This window comes from Streptomyces sp. NPDC001100, assembly GCF_053598575.1.
Genome location: NZ_JBSFKO010000018.1, coordinates 41,715 through 59,630, shown reverse-complemented (window position 1 = coordinate 59,630; position 17,916 = coordinate 41,715). Strand labels below are relative to the sequence as shown.

17 protein-coding genes are annotated in these 17,916 nt (G+C 71.0%); 9 read left to right on the top strand and 8 right to left on the bottom strand.

Features of this window, described 5'->3' with window-relative positions:
- Positions 1-82 precede the first annotated feature (82 nt).
- The 3 genes from ACWDEW_RS25795 to ACWDEW_RS25785 are packed head-to-tail and all read left to right on the top strand — an operon-like array spanning position 83 to position 2,987.
- Positions 83-838 carry a (Fe-S)-binding protein gene (locus ACWDEW_RS25795; RefSeq protein ID WP_450515376.1) on the top strand — a complete coding sequence of 252 codons (756 nt, stop codon included), beginning with the start codon at positions 83-85 and terminating at the stop codon, positions 836-838.
- A complete protein-coding gene (locus tag ACWDEW_RS25790) occupies positions 835-2,322 on the top strand; it encodes a LutB/LldF family L-lactate oxidation iron-sulfur protein (RefSeq protein WP_450515374.1) in 1,488 nt (495 codons plus the stop codon). Before ACWDEW_RS25795 ends, ACWDEW_RS25790 begins: the two co-directional genes overlap by 4 nt.
- Positions 2,319-2,987 (top strand): LutC/YkgG family protein, encoded by a 669-nt coding sequence (locus tag ACWDEW_RS25785; protein WP_450515372.1) that lies wholly within the window; start codon positions 2,319-2,321, stop codon positions 2,985-2,987. The genes ACWDEW_RS25790 and ACWDEW_RS25785 overlap by 4 nt, the downstream gene beginning before the upstream one ends.
- Here the strand turns inward: ACWDEW_RS25785 and ACWDEW_RS25780 are convergent.
- Positions 2,960-5,971, bottom strand: coding sequence for a family 78 glycoside hydrolase catalytic domain (locus ACWDEW_RS25780; protein ID WP_450515370.1), 3,012 nt, complete (start codon positions 5,969-5,971; stop codon positions 2,960-2,962). The genes ACWDEW_RS25785 and ACWDEW_RS25780 overlap by 28 nt on opposite strands.
- Before the next feature lie 201 nt (positions 5,972-6,172).
- Here ACWDEW_RS25780 and ACWDEW_RS25775 point away from each other — a divergent pair, with 201 nt between their 5' ends.
- Positions 6,173-7,327 (top strand): betaine/proline/choline family ABC transporter ATP-binding protein, encoded by a 1,155-nt coding sequence (locus ACWDEW_RS25775; RefSeq protein WP_450515368.1) that lies wholly within the window; start codon positions 6,173-6,175, stop codon positions 7,325-7,327.
- Positions 7,328-7,342: 15 nt separating this feature from the next.
- Here the strand turns inward: ACWDEW_RS25775 and ACWDEW_RS25770 are convergent, their stop codons facing one another.
- Genes ACWDEW_RS25770 through ACWDEW_RS25755 form a run of 4 tightly spaced genes read right to left on the bottom strand, consistent with a single transcriptional unit; the run spans position 7,343 to position 10,245 of the window.
- Positions 7,343-7,921: a hypothetical protein gene (locus ACWDEW_RS25770; RefSeq protein WP_450515367.1), complete on the bottom strand. Its 579-nt coding sequence runs from the start codon at positions 7,919-7,921 to the stop codon at positions 7,343-7,345.
- 40 nt (positions 7,922-7,961) lie between these two features.
- Positions 7,962-8,900, bottom strand: a complete 939-nt coding sequence (locus ACWDEW_RS25765; protein ID WP_450515365.1) for an ABC transporter substrate-binding protein — start codon at positions 8,898-8,900, stop codon at positions 7,962-7,964.
- Positions 8,897-9,568 carry an ABC transporter permease gene (locus ACWDEW_RS25760; protein ID WP_450515363.1) on the bottom strand — a complete coding sequence of 224 codons (672 nt, stop codon included), beginning with the start codon at positions 9,566-9,568 and terminating at the stop codon, positions 8,897-8,899. The genes ACWDEW_RS25765 and ACWDEW_RS25760 overlap by 4 nt, the downstream gene beginning before the upstream one ends.
- Positions 9,565-10,245 (bottom strand): ABC transporter permease, encoded by a 681-nt coding sequence (locus tag ACWDEW_RS25755; RefSeq protein WP_450515361.1) that lies wholly within the window; start codon positions 10,243-10,245, stop codon positions 9,565-9,567. Before ACWDEW_RS25755 ends, ACWDEW_RS25760 begins: the two co-directional genes overlap by 4 nt.
- Before the next feature lie 167 nt (positions 10,246-10,412).
- On the opposite strand from ACWDEW_RS25755, the gene ACWDEW_RS25750 reads away from it, so the two are divergent.
- Positions 10,413-11,195, top strand: coding sequence for an ABC transporter ATP-binding protein (locus ACWDEW_RS25750; RefSeq protein WP_450515359.1), 783 nt, complete (start codon positions 10,413-10,415; stop codon positions 11,193-11,195).
- Between the two features lie 3 nt (positions 11,196-11,198).
- Positions 11,199-12,509 carry an FtsX-like permease family protein gene (locus ACWDEW_RS25745; protein ID WP_450515357.1) on the top strand — a complete coding sequence of 437 codons (1,311 nt, stop codon included), beginning with the start codon at positions 11,199-11,201 and terminating at the stop codon, positions 12,507-12,509.
- Between the two features lie 127 nt (positions 12,510-12,636).
- Here the strand turns inward: ACWDEW_RS25745 and ACWDEW_RS25740 are convergent, their stop codons facing one another.
- Entirely contained in the window at positions 12,637-13,206 is a 570-nt protein-coding gene (locus tag ACWDEW_RS25740; protein WP_450515355.1) for a TetR/AcrR family transcriptional regulator, read from the bottom strand.
- A 165-nt stretch (positions 13,207-13,371) separates the two neighbouring features.
- On the opposite strand from ACWDEW_RS25740, the gene ACWDEW_RS25735 reads away from it, so the two are divergent.
- Positions 13,372-14,229: an AAA family ATPase gene (locus ACWDEW_RS25735; protein WP_019068448.1), complete on the top strand. Its 858-nt coding sequence runs from the start codon at positions 13,372-13,374 to the stop codon at positions 14,227-14,229.
- Positions 14,226-15,581, top strand: coding sequence for a vWA domain-containing protein (locus ACWDEW_RS25730; protein WP_450515353.1), 1,356 nt, complete (start codon positions 14,226-14,228; stop codon positions 15,579-15,581). Before ACWDEW_RS25735 ends, ACWDEW_RS25730 begins: the two co-directional genes overlap by 4 nt.
- Positions 15,582-15,609: 28 nt before the next feature.
- Here the strand turns inward: ACWDEW_RS25730 and ACWDEW_RS25725 are convergent, their stop codons facing one another.
- A complete protein-coding gene (locus ACWDEW_RS25725; protein ID WP_359608550.1) occupies positions 15,610-16,314 on the bottom strand; it encodes an SDR family oxidoreductase in 705 nt (234 codons plus the stop codon).
- A gap of 149 nt (positions 16,315-16,463) precedes the next feature.
- Here ACWDEW_RS25725 and ACWDEW_RS25720 point away from each other — a divergent pair, with 149 nt between their 5' ends.
- Positions 16,464-17,423 carry a D-cysteine desulfhydrase family protein gene (locus ACWDEW_RS25720; RefSeq protein WP_450515351.1) on the top strand — a complete coding sequence of 320 codons (960 nt, stop codon included), beginning with the start codon at positions 16,464-16,466 and terminating at the stop codon, positions 17,421-17,423.
- A gap of 50 nt (positions 17,424-17,473) precedes the next feature.
- Here the strand turns inward: ACWDEW_RS25720 and ACWDEW_RS25715 are convergent, their stop codons facing one another.
- Positions 17,474-17,833, bottom strand: a complete 360-nt coding sequence (locus tag ACWDEW_RS25715; RefSeq protein ID WP_427925535.1) for a cupin domain-containing protein — start codon at positions 17,831-17,833, stop codon at positions 17,474-17,476.
- Positions 17,834-17,916 lie beyond the last annotated feature (83 nt).

Genomic DNA, 17,916 nt, shown 5'->3' with positions numbered 1-17,916 from the left:
GTGTGCTGAGCCGGGGGCTCCCCCGGACGGTGACCTCCGACTACTCTGCACTCATCCGATGATCGACCACTAAGGAGCCGCGATGCGTGTCGCCCTGTTCCTGACTTGCGTCAACGACACGCTGTATCCGGACACCGGGCGCGCCGTGGTGAAACTACTGACCAGACTGGGCGTCGAGGTCGACTTCCCGATGGCGCAGACCTGCTGCGGACAGGCGCACTACAACACCGGCTACCGCCACGAGGCCGAGCCACTCGCCCGGCATTTCTCCGATGTCTTCGGGGAGTACGAGGCGATCGTCACGCCGTCCGGGTCATGCGGGGCGATGGTGCGGGAGCTGTATCCCCGGATGGGGGAAAGGGCCCGGGCGGAGGGGCGCGGGGACACCCTCGCGGCCACGCTCGCGCCGGTGGTGCCGAAGACGTACGAGCTGACCGAGTTCCTCGTGGACGTGCTCGGGGTGACGGATGTGGGCGCCTGCTATCCGCACCGGGTGACCTATCACCCCACCTGCCACGGGCTGCGCAGTCTGGGACTCGGCGACCGGCCGCTCAGGCTCCTCCGGGCCGTCAAGGGACTGGAGTTGGTCGAGTTGCCCGGTGCCGACGAGTGCTGCGGCTTCGGCGGGACGTTCGCCGTGAAGAACGCCGATGTCTCGGCGGCGATGGGCGCCGACAAGGTGCGCAACGCCGAGTCGACGGGGGCGGAGGTGCTGTGCGCTGCGGACAACTCCTGTCTGATGCACATCGGCGGCACGATGGCCCGGCTCCACACCGATGTGCGGCCCGTCCACATCGCCGAGATCCTGGCGGCCACGGAAGAGGACTCACACTCATGAGCGGCACGTTCGTCGGCATGCCCGCGTTCCCGGCCTTCCCCGTGGCCGCGCACGAGGCGGTCAGCAACCAGACCCTGCGCGGCAATCTGCGGCACGCCACCCACACGATCCGTGCCAAACGCGCCAAGGCCGTCGCCGAGGTGTCGGACTGGGCCGCGTTGCGCGAGGCCGGCAAGCAGATCAAGGACCACACGCTCCGTCATCTCGACCGGTATCTGGTCCAGTTGGAGGAGTCGGTGACGGCCGCCGGGGGTGTCGTCCACTGGGCGGCCGACGCGGAGGAGGCCAACCGGATCGTCGTTCGACTCGTCCAGGAGACGGGCGAGTCGGAGGTCGTCAAGGTCAAGTCGATGGCCACCCAGGAGATCGGGCTCAACGAGGCCCTGGAGGCGGAGGGCATCCGCGCCTACGAGACCGATCTCGCCGAGCTGATCGTGCAGTTGGGCAAGGACCGGCCTTCGCACATCCTGGTCCCGGCGATCCACCGCAACCGCGGCGAGATCCGGGAGATCTTCGCCCGCGAGATGAGCGAGTGGGGCCGCCCGGCACCGGAGGGCCTGACCGACACTCCGGCCGAACTCGCCGAGGCCGCGCGCCTGCACCTCCGTGAGAAGTTCCTGCGCGCCAAGGTGGGTGTCTCCGGTGCCAACTTCATGGTCGCCGACACCGGCACGCTCGTCGTCGTCGAGTCCGAGGGCAACGGCCGGATGTGCCTGACCCTTCCCGAGACGCTGATCTCGGTCGTCGGCATCGAGAAGATCGTGCCCACCTGGCAGGACCTGGAGGTGTTCCTGCAGACCCTCCCCCGCTCCTCGACCGCCGAGCGCATGAACCCGTACACCAGCATGTGGACGGGTACGACCGACGGTGACGGACCACGCGTCTTCCACCTGGTGCTGCTCGACAACGGCCGCAGCGACACCCTCGCCGACGAGGTCGGCCGCCAGGCCCTGCGCTGTATCCGCTGCTCGGCCTGTCTCAATGTCTGCCCGGTGTACGAGCGGGCCGGCGGCCACGCCTACGGCTCGGTCTACCCGGGCCCGATCGGCGCGATCCTCAGCCCCCAACTCCGGGGCACGGCGAGCGAGATCGACGCCTCGCTGCCGTACGCCTCGTCGCTGTGCGGCGCCTGCTACGAGGTGTGCCCGGTCGCCATCGACATCCCCGAGGTGCTGGTGCATCTGCGGGAGCGGGTCGTGGAGGGCGGGCCGGTGACCCGCGAGGGGAACAGGGTCGTGCTGCGGCCCGCGAAGGGGCATGCCGCCGAGCGGGCCGCCATGCGGGCGGCGCGCTGGACGTTCGCCCGCCCGGGCGCCCTGCGCGCAGGCCAGCGGCTCGCCTCCCGCACCCGCCGCTTCCATCCCCGGACACTGCCGGGCCCCGGCCGGGCGTGGAGCGGTACCCGGGAGCTGCCGGCCGTGCCCGCGGAGCCGTTCCGCGACTGGTGGCAGCGCACACAGGGTGGAAAGGACGGTGCCAAGTGAGCAGCAGGGAACGGATTCTGGGCCGCGTGCAGCGCGCGCTCACCGATGTGCGCGAGGACGACACGCCGTACGAGCAGGCCGTCCAGCGGGACTATCTGCGGGAGCACGGGAACCGGACCGTCGACCAGACTGTCGAGCTGCTCGCCGAGAACCTGGCGGACTACCGGGCGATCGTGCACCGGTGCACCCAGGCCGAACTGGCCGCCACGATCGGCGGGTTGCTCGCCGGGCGGGGTTCGAGGACGGTCGTCGTGCCGCAGGGTCTGGCGCCCTCCTGGCTCGCGGCCGCCGACGTCGAGCAGATCGCGGACCGGGCTGACAACACCCCGCACGAGCTGGACCGGATCGACAGTGTGGTCACCGCGTGCGCGGTGGCCGCCGCCGAGACCGGCACCATCGTCCTGGACGGCGGCCCCGACCAGGGCCGCCGCCGGATCACGCTCGTCCCCGACCACCACATCTGTGTCGTACGGGTACCGGACCAGGTGGTCTCCTCGGTGCCCCAGGCGCTCCAACGCCTCGACCCGACCCGCCCGTTGACCTGGATCTCCGGTCCGTCGGCGACCAGCGACATCGAGCTGGACCGGGTCGAGGGGGTGCACGGGCCGCGCACCCTGGAGGTGGTGCTGGTGAGCGATCAGCCGAGCGCGGAGGTCAACTCGTAGCTCCCCGAAGGGAGTTCGAATGAGGCGGCGCCGTCCGCGAGCCCGAGGAACTGAACGCCCTCTGCCTCGGCGAGGGGTGTGCCGTGCTCGCGGACGGTGGCCGGGTCGGCGGCGGGGATGCGCAGGGTAGCTGTGCTGTTGGCGGGGACGACCGCCCGGTACGTCAACTCCCCCTCCCGCACGGCCCATTCGCTGACGATCTCGCCGTAGGGCGAGAGATGCGATCCGGTCACCCGGGTGATCCTGCCGGTGGGGTCGAGGTGCGGCCGGAGGAGGAAGTGACGGAAGCCCGGGTGGGCCGGGTCCTTGGCGATGCCGGCCATGCTCTCGTACATCCACTCCATGATCGCGCCGTAGGAGTAGTGGTTGAAGGAGTTCATGTCGACCGGGCCGAAACCGTCTGCCCTGGAGTACGAGTTCCAGCGCTCCCAGACGGTGGTGGCGCCGTTCGCCACCGAGTAGAGCCAGGACGGCATCGCGTTCTGGTGGAGGAGCCGGTACGCGAGGTCGACGCGGCCCTCGTCGGTGAGGACGGGCGCGACGACGTTCACGCCGAGGAAGCCGACGGAGAGTGTGTTCTCCGCGTACTGCACGCGGGTGCTGTCGGGGTGGGCCGCCTTGTAGGCCTCGCTGTTGCCGATGTTGTCGGCGAGCAGGGCGACCAGTTGGCGGTGCTGGTCCTCCGTGTCGTAGAAGCCGAGTTTGAGGATCCAGAGCAGGGCGGTCTGGGTGTCGTCCTCGGTCTTGCCCGCGCTGTTGCCGGGTGTGTACGGCGGCGGGTCGCCGAGGCTGGAGCGGACGGTGAGCCGGCCCGAACCGGGGTCTGTCGCAAGGTACTTGGTGATGAAGGCCCGCTTGATGCGGCTGAAGAGCTCCTCGTGGGCGGCGGCTTCGGCGGTACGGCCGGTGGCGTGGGCCATGTCGGCCATCAGGCGGGCGCTGTAACCGTAGTAGGCGTCGCTGATGAGCTGGGTGCTGGTGATCTGGAAGGCGAGCCAGTCGCCGAAGATCGCGCCCTGGCCGGCGTAGGTGTCGCCGGTGCGCTGCCGGATCCAGTCGACGTACTTGGTCATCGCCGCCCAACCGCGGTCGATGATCGTGGTGTCGCCGGTCATCTGCCACACCGTCCAGGGCACGACCACGCCGCAGTCCGCCCAGCCGCTCGCCGGGAGCGGCTGGCTGTAGCGGTGGCCGGGGGCGACCCAGGGGAACTGGGCGCCGTCCGCGCCGTAGCGGCGCTGTGAGTCGATCAGGGTGTCCTGGAAGTGGCTGAGGAAGGCGACCGAATCGGCGTTGTAGAGGCCGGTGTTGGCGAAGAGCTGGGTGTCGCCGGTCCAGCCGAGGCGTTCGTCGCGCTGGGGGCAGTCGGTGGGGATCCAGAGGTAGTTGCCGCGCTGGCCCCAACGGACGTTGCTGATCAGCTGGTTGACGTCGGTGTCGTCGGTGGTGACGGTGCCGATGTCACGGAGGGCGGAGGTGGCGACCCTGCCCGTGAGTGCGGTCAGGGTCACGGTGTCGGTCGTGGTGACGGAGACATAGCGGAAGCCGTAGAAGGTCAGCGAGTCCTCGTGGGTCTCGCCGGCCGGGTCGCCCTTGAGGACGTAGGTGCTGGTGGCGCGGGCGGTGCGCAGGTTGGCCCGGTAGACCGAGCCGGCGGGTCCGTCGGCCCCCGCGCTGTCGTCGTTGAGCATCTCCCCCGGTTCGCAGACCACTTGGGCGCCCGCCGGGCCGCACACTGTGTAGCGGGGCACGCCGACGAGGTTCTGGCCGAGGTCGATGACGGCGGTGTCGCCGGGGTGCAGGGTGACCGAGACGGTGGCCGCCGGGCCGGGATCGGTGACCGTGCGGGCGGGGTCGACGACGATCCGGCCGCGGCCGTTCGCGCTGCCCTCCTCGTCGGTGGCACCGGTGTAGACGGTGACCGAGCACGGCTTGCGGTCCCAACTCGGCACCAGGCGGGCGCTCTCGCCGGTATGAGCGACCAACCGGGCTTCGGGGAACGGGTGGTTGTGCTCCTGCACGGCGGACCAGCCGGTGGTGTCGAAGCCGTTGGCCGTCCAGCCCGGGAGTTCCCGGCGGGCGTCGTAGGTCTGGCCGTCGTAGATGTCGTCGGCGCGGTAGGGGCCGGTGTCGGTGGCCCGCCAGGCGTCGTCGGGTGCGGTGACGATCGTCTGGGTGGAGCCGTCGGTGTAGCGGACGAGGAGTTTCGCCTTCAGGGCAAGGGAGTTGCCGTCGGCCGAGTAGTAGGGGGTGTTCTCGGAGATGCGGCTGTTGTACCAGCCGTTGCCGAGCACGGCCGCGAGGGTGACCTGTGACGGGTCCTGTGACGGGTCCGTCAGCAGGTCGGTGACGTCGTAGGTGAAGTAGTCGACGGTGGTCTCGTAGTTGGTCCAGCCGGGGGTCAGGAGTTCATGGGTCGTGCCGTCGCCGTGCGGCACCGCGACCCGGCGGCCGTTGACGTAGGCCTCGTACACGCCGAGTGCGGACACGTACAGCCGGGCCTCGCTCACCCGCTCGCCGGTCAGTGCGGTCTGCCGGCGCAGCAGGGGCGCACCCGCGCTGTTCGGCCGCTTGCCGGCCATGCCGATCCACCGCGCGCCGTCCCAGCCGGTGACTCCGTCGGCGCTGAGGAGACCGGTCTCGAAGGAGGCGGTGGCTCGGGTGCCTCGGCCGCGTTCGTCCCACAGCGTCACCGTCCAGTGGTAGCGGGTCGAGGCGTGGAGTTGAGGACCCGCGTAGCGGATCGCGACCGAGTCCGCCGAGTCGACGCGACCGGTGTCCCAGACGTCGGCCCGGTCGTCGGTCAGGTGCGCGGGTGAGGAGGCGACCTGGATGCGGTACGCGGTCTGCCGCCGGCCACGCTCTGCGGATGCCATGCGCCACCCGAACCTCGGGTGTTCCGCGTCCACGCCGAGCGGGTCGGTGCGGTGCTCCACCGTGAGGCCCGACACCGTGGTGCCGGAAACGGCGACTCCGTCGTTCATGCCCTGTCCCTTCGGCCCGCCGAGAGGTGGAGTTGTATCGGTTCAGTCGGCTCGCTGGTCGAAAATAGTGGGGTTAAGGGCGGGTGTCCACATCCCTGGCAGCACTGGATTTGAAACATTTCAAAACCGGAGCGAGCACCTCACCAGCCAGTAGGCCCCCGTTGATGGGCGGTGTCGGACCGGCGCCGTTAGCGTGAGGTCATGATCCGGTTCGAGCAGGTCGGCAAGCGGTATCCGGACGGTACGACGGCCGTGGACGGGCTGTCCTTCGAGGTGTCCGAGGGTGAACTCGTCACGCTCGTGGGCCCGTCCGGGTGCGGCAAGACGACGACCATGATGATGGTCAACCGGCTGATCGAGCCGACCTCCGGCCGGATCCTCGTGAACGGCGAGGACATCGCCTCCGTCGACCCGGTGCAGCTGCGCCGCCGTATCGGATACGTCATCCAGCAGGTCGGACTCTTCCCGCACCGCACGGTGCTCGACAACACGGCGACCGTGCCGTCCCTGGTCGGCTGGAAGCGGGCGAAGGCGCGGGCACGGGCCGCCGAGCTGCTCGATCTGGTGGGCCTGGACCCGAAGACGTACGGGCCGCGCTACCCGGAGCAGTTGTCGGGCGGTCAGCGGCAGCGGGTCGGGGTGGCGCGGGCACTGGCCGCCGATCCGCCGGTGCTGCTGATGGACGAACCGTTCGGCGCCGTCGACCCCGTGGTGCGGGAGCAGTTGCAGGACGAGTTCCTGCGGATGCAGGCCACTGTGCGCAAGACGGTGCTGCTGGTCACGCACGACATCGAGGAGGCGGTACGGCTCGGTGACCGTATCGCCGTGTACGGGCAGGGGCGGATCGAGCAGTACGACACCCCGGGCGCGGTGCTCGGCAGGCCGGCGACGCCATATGTCGCGTCGTTCGTGGGCGCGGACCGGGGGCTGAAGCGGCTGTCCGTCACCGCGATCGAACCCGACGACCTGGAGCAGCCGCCGGTCGCCCGGGCCGACGAGCCCGCGCAGGCGGCAGCCGAACGACTGCGGGTCGAGGGCGCGCGGTGGGCCGTGGTCCTCGACGAGCAGGGTGAACTGCAGGGGTGGGTCAGGGCCGACGAACTCACGGCCGGCGGCACGGTCGGCGAACGCGCGCACCGGATGAACGCGTGGGTGCCGGTGGGCGCCCCGCTGAAGCAGGCCTTCGGTGTGATGCTCCAGCACGACGCCGGGTGGGTCGCCGTGCTGGACGGGGCGCGCTTCCTCGGTGTGCTGACTCCGGCGAAGCTGCACGAGGCCTTGCGGCGCTCCGTGGACGCGGACGCCCTCGGAGTGCCGCGCGGGCAGGTGGACTTCGACTCGGTGGCCGACGCGTGAGGGTCGCTCGGCGGGTCAGCTGTAGGTGAGGGGACAGCCCCGCCGTAGCGAGTGCTGGGCCGCACGCAGATACAGGGAGACGTAGAAGGCCGTGTCCAGATCCTCGCTCCAGCGGCCGGGGGCGGCAGCGGCGAACTCCTCGGCCTCGCCCTCCAGGAACCAGAAGGTGAGGGCGAGGTTCCCGGACACCTCCGGTATCTCGACGGGCAGTTCGAGGGCCGCCGCCAGGCGCTCGGCGACGGCGAGCACTTGAGGTGCCCCCGCGATCACCGTCTCGTCCGTGTACGCGGAGCTGATCGGCAGCCGTATCGGCTCGTCGAGCGAGACCGGCACCAGCACCGACCAGTCGCCGATCAACTCCCGCTCCGCCGGGGCCAGTTGGCTGCGGCACAGTGCGTCGAACCCGAACATGGACGGGCTCAGCTTCTCCTCGAACGCCGACCCGAAGTCCCGCTCGGGCACGGACGCGTAAGGCGGCAGCCCGCGCCGGGCCAGCTCCGCGTCGAGCCCCTTCGCGATCGCGCCCATCCCCCCTTCCCCTGTGTCCTCACTCAGCCACTCCTCCGCACCGACATCAACCAGGTATACGCCCATGCCCGAAAGCTACAACCCACCACTGACAATCCCCCGAGCCTCACTTCAACAGACCCTTGTCCTTGAGATACCTCCGTGCCACGTCCTGCGCCAACCGCCGCCAGCTGTCGACCTGTTGATTCATCGATGCCAGATCCGCCGTAGTAAGAACGTCGTTGAGCTTCCCCAGCGCCTTGGTCACGCCGGGGCTCCCCGCACGGGAGCGGTTGACGACCGGGACGACGTAGTCGGCGTTCTGGAGGTGCTTGTCGTCGGCGAGGAGGACGAGGCCGAACTCGTCGAGGGTGGCGTCGGTGGTCGTGGTCAGCACCATCTGGTCCTGACCGCTCTGCACCGCGCTCTTGGCCTGGGTCGTGCCGACGCCCTTCGGGTCGACGGCGGTGATGTCGATGCCGTAGGTATTCTTCAACCCCGGTTCACAGTAAGGCCGTTGGACGCATTCGTCGCCCGCCGCGAGCCGCACCTTCAGTCCCGAGGCGCCGAGGTCGCTGAGGGTCCTGAGGTGGTGCTCGCGGGCGTACGAGCGGGCCACGGCGAAGGCGTTCTGGTCGACGGCTTTCCCGGGGTCGAGGATCGTGAGGCCCCGAGGCGTGGCGAGTTGGCGCAGTGCCTTCATGGTGGTGGCGAGGTCGGGTGAGCCGACGGCCGGGGCGTCGGGGCCGTTGGTCTTGGCGTTGAGCCAGTCGGCGAAGGTGGCCGCGTACTCGGGGACGACGTCGATCTGCCCCGATTCCAGGGCGGGTTCGTAGAGTTCGCGGTTGGCGACGGTGAGCAGGGACGTCTTGTAGCCGGCCCGGTTCAGCAGCAACGCGTACATCTGGGCGAGCAGGTCGCTCTCGGTGAATCCGGCCGAGCCGATGGTGAGGTGGTGGCTGTCGCCGGGTGGTGCGGTGACGGTGCCCTGGTTCTCCAGGGAGGGTCCGGTCGAGCAGCCGGTGGCCGCCAGGAGCAGGACGGCCGCGACGGTGTGCCGCCTCATCGCGCGCCCCTCGCCCAGCGGGGCGCCAGTCGCTCCGCGACCTCGAAGACGCCCTCGACGAGCAGCGCGAACACCGCCACGAGGACCGCTCCGGCGACCACCTGTGCGGTGTTGGCGAGGTTGAATCCGGCGGTGATGATGCGGCCGAGTCCGCCGCCGCCCGCCAGTGCGGCGATGGTGGCGGTCGCGACGAGTTGGACGGCGGCGATCCGTACGCCGTTCATCAACAGCGGCAGCGAGAGCGGAAGTTCGACGCGGAACAGCATCTGACGGCCCGTCATTCCCATGCCGCGCGCGGCCCGCACCACATCGCGGTCGACCTCGCGCATGCCGACGTACGCGTTGGTGAGCAGCGGCGGTACGGCGAACAGGACGAGGGCGACGACCGTGGGCCCCTCGCCCCACTTGCCGATCGGGGTGAGGAGCAGCAGCACCAGGACGGCGAAGGTGGGCACCGCACGCCCGATGTTGGAGATGTTGACGGCGAGCGCGCCGCCCTTGCCGAGGTGGCCGAGGACGAGCGCGATGGGCAGTGCGATCAGGCAGCTGATGACCAGGCAGACCACCGTGAGGACGAGGTGTTGTGCGAGCCGGTGCCAGATGCCGTCGTCGCCCGACCAGTGCGCGGGGTCGGTGAGCCACTGCCAGGCGTCGGTGAGGGTGTTCATCCGCGCGCCGCCCTGGTCCAGGGGGTGATGAGGCGTTGCACGAGCAGCAGGAGCAGGTCGGCGACGATCGCGATCACCACGCACAGCACGGACGCGGTGAGCACCTGTGCCTTGAAGTAGGTGTTCATGCCCGCGTAGATGAGGTTGCCGAGTCCGCCGAAACCGACGATCGCGCCGACCGTCACGAGCGAGACCGCCGAGACGGTGGCGATGCGCAGGCCGGCCATCGCGGCGGGGAGCGCGAGGGGCAGTTCCACGGTGAGGAGGAGGCGGATCGGGCCGTAGCCCATGCCGCGTGCGGCCTGTCGGGTCTCCTCGGGTACGGCGCGCAGGCCCGCGAGGATGTTGCGGACGAGCAGGGTGAGGGAGTAGAGGACCAGTCCTGCGACGACCAGGCTGGCCGAGAGGCCGTAGACGGGCAGGAGCAGGGAGAACATCGCCAGGGACGGGATCGTGTAGAGGATCGTCGTCACGGCGAGGACCGGTCCCGCGGCCCAGCCCCAGCGGCGGGCCAGCACCGCGAGGGGCAGGGCGAGGGCCAGACCGATGAGCACGGAGATCGCGGTCAGTTGGAGGTGCTGGCCGACCGCGTCGAGGAGGATGTGGCGGCGGGTGCTCAGATACTCGCCGCAGATCCACTCGTTGCGGGCGAGGCAGTCGTCCGGGGGCGCGGTCACCTCACCATTGCATCGGGTGGGCCCCCGGGTCGGCTCGTTCTGGTGACCCGTACGGGGTGTCGCTGAGTACACCCCTCGATACGGGTTCTGCGCCCAATGTGCGCGTCGCGCCCTCTCCGTAGCGTCGTCGTCGAGGCACAGGGCGTGCCGCACGGAGGGTGATGGCGATGTTTCGCACCGCACGACGGACGCACGACAAGGGACCCGCCGCCGAGGCGCTGCGGCTGGTCAAGGTCAGTAGGACCTACGGCCACGACGACAGTGCCGTGGCCGCGCTGGACGGGGTCACGCTGAGCCTGGAGCGCGGCACCTTCACCGCGGTGATGGGGCCTTCGGGGTCCGGCAAGTCGACGCTGTTGCAGTGTGCGGCGGGCCTCGACCGGCCGGACAGCGGGATCGTGATGGTCGACGGCGTCGAGATGACGGGCGGGAGCGAGGCCGAGCTGACGAGGTTCCGGCGGGGGCGGATCGGGTTCGTGTTCCAGCAGTACAACCTGCTCGACACCCTCACCGTGGCGCAGAACACCGTGCTGCCGCTGAAGCTGGCCGGCCGGCGCGTCGACCGTGGGCGGGCCCGGGAGGTGCTGACGGCGGTCGGTCTCGGGGACCGGCTCGGCCACCGTCCCGACCAGCTCTCCGGTGGTCAGCGGCAGCGGGTCGCGATCGCCCGCGCGCTGGTCACCGAACCCCGGGTCATCTTCGCGGACGAACCGACCGGCGCCCTGGACACGCGCAGCGCGCGGGACGTGCTGCTGCTGTTGCGGGAGGCGGTGCGGGTGCACGGGCGGACCGTGGTGATGGTGACGCACGACCCGGTCGCGGCCTCGTACGCCGACTCGGTGGTGTTCCTCGCGGACGGCCGCATCGCCGGCCGGATGTACGCGCCGACCGTCGACGCGGTCGCCGAGCGGCTGGCGCACCTGGGCGACGACATGACGGTGGGGGTGTGAGCGATGTTCGTACTGGCGATGCGTTCGATCCGTCAGCGGCCGGGGCGGTTCCTGGCGACACTGCTGGCCGCGTTCCTCGGCGCGGCGATCATCATGACGTTCGACTCGCTGCACGACACGGCGGCACAGCCCGGCATCGACCCGGTGAGCGCCGAGACGCTGTCCACGTCGGCGAGTGTCGTCGGCGGTTACGGCACCCTGCTGGTGTTCTTCGCCGTCGCCTCGACGCTGACCGTCAACGTGCGTCAGCGGTCAAGGGAGTTGGAGACCCTGCGCTGCTCGGGGGCGACCCCGGCTCAGCTCAGGCGGATGGTGGTGGGTGAGGCGGTGGCCGTCGCCCTGCTGGGCGCGCTCCTCGCCGTCGGTCCGGCGATGCTCGGCGGACGGGCACTGCTCGGGGTGTTCCAGGACAGCGGCCAGGTGGCGGGGTCCGTCGACTACTCCTTCGGGCCCTACGCCCTCCAGTCCGGCCTCGGCATCACCCTGCTCGCGTCGGCGGGCGCCGCGTTCCTGGCCGTACGGCGGGCGACGCGCGGGCGTCAACAGCCCGGCCGGGCAAGGATGTTGCTCGCGTACGGCGCACTGGTCGCGGGTGTGGTGTCGGTGTCGGCGACCTTCGCGTTCTCCTCGACGGACGCGGCGCTGATGGCGGCACCGGCGTACGGGGCGATCCTGCTGTCGGTCGGCCTGGCGCTGCTGGCTCCGCGACTGCTGAAGGGGCTGCTGGACCGGCTCGAACTGGCGGGCGCGAGCGGCTGGTTGGCCGTACGCAATCTGCGTGAGCGGGCCGACCGGCTGGCCGGGATCCTGATGTCGCTGATCCTGTTCACGGCGGTGTCCACGGCGACGCTCTACATGCAGGCGGTGGAGAGCGACGCGGTGAAGGCTTCCGGGCTCACGAAGTCGGTGGACGCGAAGAACCTGGAGACGCTCAACTTCACGGTCGTCGGCATCATCGTGGTCTTCGTCTGCGTGATGCTGGTCAACTCGCTGTACGCGGCGACGACTTACCGCGCCCGGGAGTTCGGCGGGCAGCGCCTGGCAGGTGCGACACCAGGACAGGTGCTGCGCACGGTGGGCACCGAGACGGCGATCCTCACGGTCGCCGGAGTGCTGGCCGGCACGGTGGCCGCGCTGGCGGGGATCATCCCGTTCACCATGGTCCGCACGGACTCGGTGCTGCCGCACCAGGGCCTCGGGATCTGGCTGGCCGTCGTCGCGGTGGCGGCGACGGTGACGCTGGGCACGAGCCTGCTGACGGCACGGCGGGTGCTGCGCACACCGGCGGTGGAGTCGGTGGCACTGGCCGCGTGAGTCCTGCCGGACGGGTCAGGGGCAGTCGCTACGGCGGCTGCCCCGTTCTGCACGCCCTGAAGGGGCGCGGGGAACTGCGCGACCGGTCACGGCGGCGCCGCGGACGGTCGACAACCTGACCGGGTGCTCAGGCGACGCCGGCCGCGTCCAGCAGTACCGTCACCGTCTCCAGGGTGAGCCCGTCCAGCACCTCCAGCCTCGCTCCGGCGCGGGCGCTCGCCCCGTCGAAGATCAGCATCAACTGGCGTGCCAACAGCGCCGGACCACGTGCGCCACCCAGCTCCGCCTGATCCCGGAACGCGTCCTGCAACGACTCTTTCGCTGCGCGGGCCACCACGCTCGCCGGATGCTCGGGATTCTTCAGCTCGACCAGTGCGGCGAGAAACGGGCAGCCCATGTACTCGGGCGCGGTCGAGGCCTTCTCCGCCTGCTCGAAGACGTACAGGATCCGCTCGCGTGGCGTACCGGCGTCGTCCGGGCCGGGCATGAGCCGCGCCGCGTAGCCGGGGGCGCGACGCTCCAGGCTCGCGGCCAGGACCTCGTCCTTGCTGTCGAAGAGCTGGTACATCGACCGCTTCGAGACTCCGGCGGACCGGCACAGCGCCTCGACGCCGATGGAGGCGCCGTCGCGGTAGAAGAGCTCGGCCGCCGCGTCGAGCAGCCGGTCTCGGGGGGACGCCTTGCCCGTCGTGGCCATACTCCGAGGTTACCGCGCCGGAGGCAGAGGGGAAACCGATCGGTTTACACGCTTGCGCGGCGACCCGATCGCGGGTGACAGTGGAGGTGAACAAGCGCTTAGACAGGTAGCTGGACATCGATGCACCGCCCTTGACCCACCGCCCTCGATCCGCCGGAGGCCCCGTTGTTCCGTTCCGTCGACGAAGTCGCCGCGCGCCTCGCCGAGACCGGCTATCTGGCCTCGCCCGCCGTCGCCACGACCGTGTTCCTCGCCGACCGCCTCGGCAAGCCGCTCCTCGTCGAGGGGCCGGCCGGTGTCGGCAAGACGGAACTGGCGAAGGCCGTCGCCGAGGTCGCCGGGGCGGAGCTGGTCCGGCTCCAGTGCTACGAGGGCGTCGACGAGTCCCGGGCGCTGTACGAGTGGAACCACGCCAAGCAGCTGCTGCGCATCAGCGCGGGCCGCGACGAGAGCTGGGACGAGACCCGCACCGACATCTTCAGCGAGGAGTTCCTGCTCCCCCGCCCGCTGCTCACGGCGATCCGCGGCGACGCCCCGAAGGTCCTGCTGATCGACGAGACCGACAAGGCGGACGTCGAGGTGGAGGGCCTGCTGCTGGAGGTGCTCAGCGACTTCCAGGTCACCGTCCCGGAGTTGGGGACCATCACCGCCACCCGCCGCCCCTTCGTGGTCCTCACCTCGAACGCCAGCCGCGAACTCTCCGAGGCGCTGCGCCGCCGCTGCCTGTTCCTCCATATCGGCTTCCCCGACGAGGAGTTGGAGCGCCGGATCGTACGGCTGAAGGTGCCCGGGCTCGGCGAGACGCTGGCCGAGTCGGTGGTCCGGGTGGTCGGGGCGCTGCGCGAGATGGAGCTGCGGAAGGTGCCGTCGGTGGCCGAGACCATCGACTGGGCCCGCACCCTCCTGGCCCTCGGCGCCGACACCCTCGACGAGACGGTCGTACGGGACACCCTGGGCGTGCTCCTCAAGCACCAGGACGACATCCTCAGGGCGGCAGCGAAGCTCGACCTGGACGCGGTGTGACCGCCGCCGATGTCGCCGAACGGCTGACGGGCCTCGTCGCGGCGCTGCGCGCGCACGGTCTGCGGATCGGGACCGGCGAGACCGTCGACGCGGCGCTGGCGATGGAGGCGCTCGGGTTCACGGACCGCGAGCTGCTGCGCGAGGGACTGGCCGCGACACTGCTGCACGGGACCGCCCAACGCCCGGTGTTCGACCCGGTCTTCGACCTCTACTTCCCGCGCGGCATCGGAGCGCCGCGGGGCGGCCCCACCGGCCGCGACGACCTCCGCGACCGGCTCGCGGCGGCGCTGACCGCCAACGACCGGGCCCTGATGGGGCAGTTGGCGGCGGAGGCCGTCGACGGTTTCGGCGGCTACGGCAACTCCCCCACGACGGACGGCTGGTCCTCGCACCAGACCCTGGAGTGGCTGCGCCCGCAGACCCTGCTGGCCCGGGTGCGCACGAGCATCCGGGCGCAGGGCGGGGACACCGGATTCACCGACCGGCTGCTCGACGAGGAGATCCGGCAGCGCATCGAGGGCTTCCGGCGGCAGGTCGCCGGGGAGGCGCGGCGCCGGGTCGCCGAGCGGCGCGGCCGGGACGAGATCGCCCGGCGAGCGGTGGCGCCGACGGCGGACCGCGTCGACTTCCTGTTCGCCGGCCGGGCCCAACTGGCCGAGCTGCGCAGGGCGGTTCAGCCGCTGGCCCGGAAACTGGCCACGCGTCTCGCCGCCCGCCGGCGGCGCGCCTCCCGGGGCACGATCGACCTGCGCCGCACTCTGCGCGGTTCGCTGTCCACGGGCGGGGTGCCGATGCGACCGGTGCTGCGCAGGCGGCGGCCGGTCCGGCCCGAACTGGTGCTGCTGTGCGATGTGTCGGGCTCGGTGTCGGGCTTCTCCGACTTCACGATGCTGCTGGTGCAGGCGCTGCACGACCAGTTCAGCAAGGTCCGCGTGTTCGCCTTCGTCAACCGCCTCGACGAGGTGACTCCGCTGCTCGCGCACGGCACGGCCGACCCCGAGGGCCTGGGCGCCCGCATCCGCGCCGAGGCCACCCTCACCGGCTGGCACGGAAGCAGCGACTACGGCGTCGCCCTGGGCGAGTTCGCCGAGCGCTACGGCGACGCGGTCGGCCCGCGCACGACCGTGTTCGTCCTCGGCGACGCCCGCACCAACATGAGCGACCCGAATCTCCCGGCCGTCCGGCACATCGCCCAACGGGCCCGCCGCGTCTACTGGTTGAACCCCGAGCAGCGCCCCCAGTGGGGCACCGGGGACTCGGCCGCGCCGGGCTACGCGGAACTGGTCGAGATGCACGAGTGCCGGAACGCGAAGCAACTCAGCGCGCTGGTGGGGCGGTTGCTGCCGATCTGACCAGGCCGATCCGACCGGACGGTGCTGGCTAGGCGGTCGCCAACTGCGGGTACAGCGCGCCGCCTTCGGCGGACAGCCCGGCCTTCACCTGGCGGGTCAGGTCGTCGGCGAGCACCTCGAAGGCGCCGGACTCGATGCCGTCGAGGGCCTGGGCCGCCACGCTCTCGGGAGTGGACTTGGGCCCGTCGACGTGTGCGGCCATGTCGGTGTCCACGTAGCCGACATGCAGACCGGTGACCTCGATGCCGCGGGGCTTCAGGTCCAGGCGCAGGGAGTTGGTCTGCGACCAGAAGGCGGCCTTGGACGCGCTGTAGGAGCCGGCGAGGCCGACCCAGGACAGCACCGAGTGGAAGTTCAGGATGTGGCCGCCGCCGTTGCGCTCGATGATCGGCACGAAGGCACGGGTGACCAGCAGCGGGCCGTAGAAGTTGGTCTCGAACTCGCGGCGGATGTCCTCGACGGGCGAGTCCAGGAAGTTCGCGTTCACCGCCGCGCCCGCGTTGTTGATCAGGATCGTGACGTCCTGCGCCTGCTCGGCGGCCGCCGCGACGGACGCGGGGTCGCTGACCTCCAGCGCCAGCGGTACGGCGTCGGGGTGCGTGACGGTCTTCGGGTCGCGGGCGGTGGCGTACACCTTCTTGGCGCCGCGCTCGTACAGGGCCTCCACCAGTGCGCGGCCGATGCCACGGCTGCCGCCCGTGACGAGGACGACGGAACCTTCGATGTTGGTCATGGAGATCTCCGGGGTGAGGGGATGCCGTGGAGCACCCGACGCAAAGCGGAAACCGATCGGTTTCCCCTTGTCGACCACAGTAAACCGAACGGTTTCCAGGGGCAAGCCCGATCGCCGGCGAACTGCCGGAGCGCGCGATGATGTACGCCATGAGCGACCCCCGCGTGGAACTGGCCACCTTCCCCACCCCCGTCGAACCGGCACCCCGGCTGGCCACCGCGATCGGGCTCGGCCCGGACGACCTGTGGATCAAGCGCGACGACCTGACCGGCCTCGGAGGCGGCGGCAACAAGATCCGCAAGCTGGAGTGGACCGTGGGCGCGGCACTGGCCGAGGGCGCGGACACCCTGGTCACGACGGGTGCCCCGCAGAGCAACCACGCCCGCCTGACGGCCGCCGCCGGAGCCCGGCTGGGACTCGCCGTGGTGCTGGTGCTGCGCGGATCGCCGGGTGTGTCGCGCTCGGGGAACCTCGCCCTCGACGGGCTGTTCGGCGCCCGCATCGCCTGGGCGGGCGAGGTGGACCAGGCCGGACTGGACCGGGCGGCGGCCGAGGTGTGCGAAGAGCTGCGCGGCAGCGGCGCCAGGCCGGCGCTGATCCCGTTCGGCGGTTCCAGCGCGCTCGGCGCACGCGGCTACGCGCGCTGCGGCGAGGAGTTGCGCGGGCAGCTGCCCGATCTCCGTACCGCCGTGGTCGCGCTCGGCTCGGGCGGCACGATGGCGGGGCTGGTGATCTCGCTCGGGGTGGAGGCGGTACTCGGCGTCGACGTGGGCGCGCTGCCCGAACCGGCCGCCGCCGTAAGCGAGTTCGCCGTTCCGACCACAGCGGAGAGCCTGCGGATCCGACGCGACCAGGTCGGCGACGGCTATGCCTCGCTCACCGCGCCGACCGCCGAAGCGCTCACCCTGGCCGCCCGTACCGCGGGGCTCGTGCTCGACCCGACGTACACGGGACGGGCGATGGCCGGTCTGATCGCGGCCGTCCGGGACGGTGACATCAGGCCGGGCGAGCGGACCGTGTTCGTGCACACGGGCGGGCTGCCCGGCCTGTTCGGACACGGGGAGGGCGTCGCGTACGCGGAGGGGCAGGTCGTCGAGTACCGGGCATGACATACGCGCCCGGCGGGTGCGGTGCCGCGGGGCGCGTACGTCCGGAGGGGCTACGGAGCCTTCGCGTAGTCCGTGGCCATGGCGCCGGCGAAGTCGTACACGATCACCTGCTCGTCGCCGACGACCCACGCGTCGTGTCCCGGCGGACACACGAAGACGTCGCCGGGGCCCACTTCGCTCTCGCCGCCGTCGTCCATGCGGAGATGCATCCGCCCCTGGACGACATAACCGTTGTGATGGATCTCGCAGCTCTTGGTGCCCGCGATCGGGGCCACGGACTCGGACCAGCGCCAGCCCGGCTCGAACGTGCCCACCGCGAAGTCGAGTCCGGTCAGGTGGACCGCTTCGAGGTGCCCGCGCGGGAAGTCACGCCGCTCGTCCGGCTTTTCGACCGTCTTCACTTCCAGCATGACGGCTGCCTCCATTCCGGCCGCGCACAGCACGACCGGGGCCGGTCTCCGTCTCCCGGTGACCCCGAACGGCACCGGCGCTC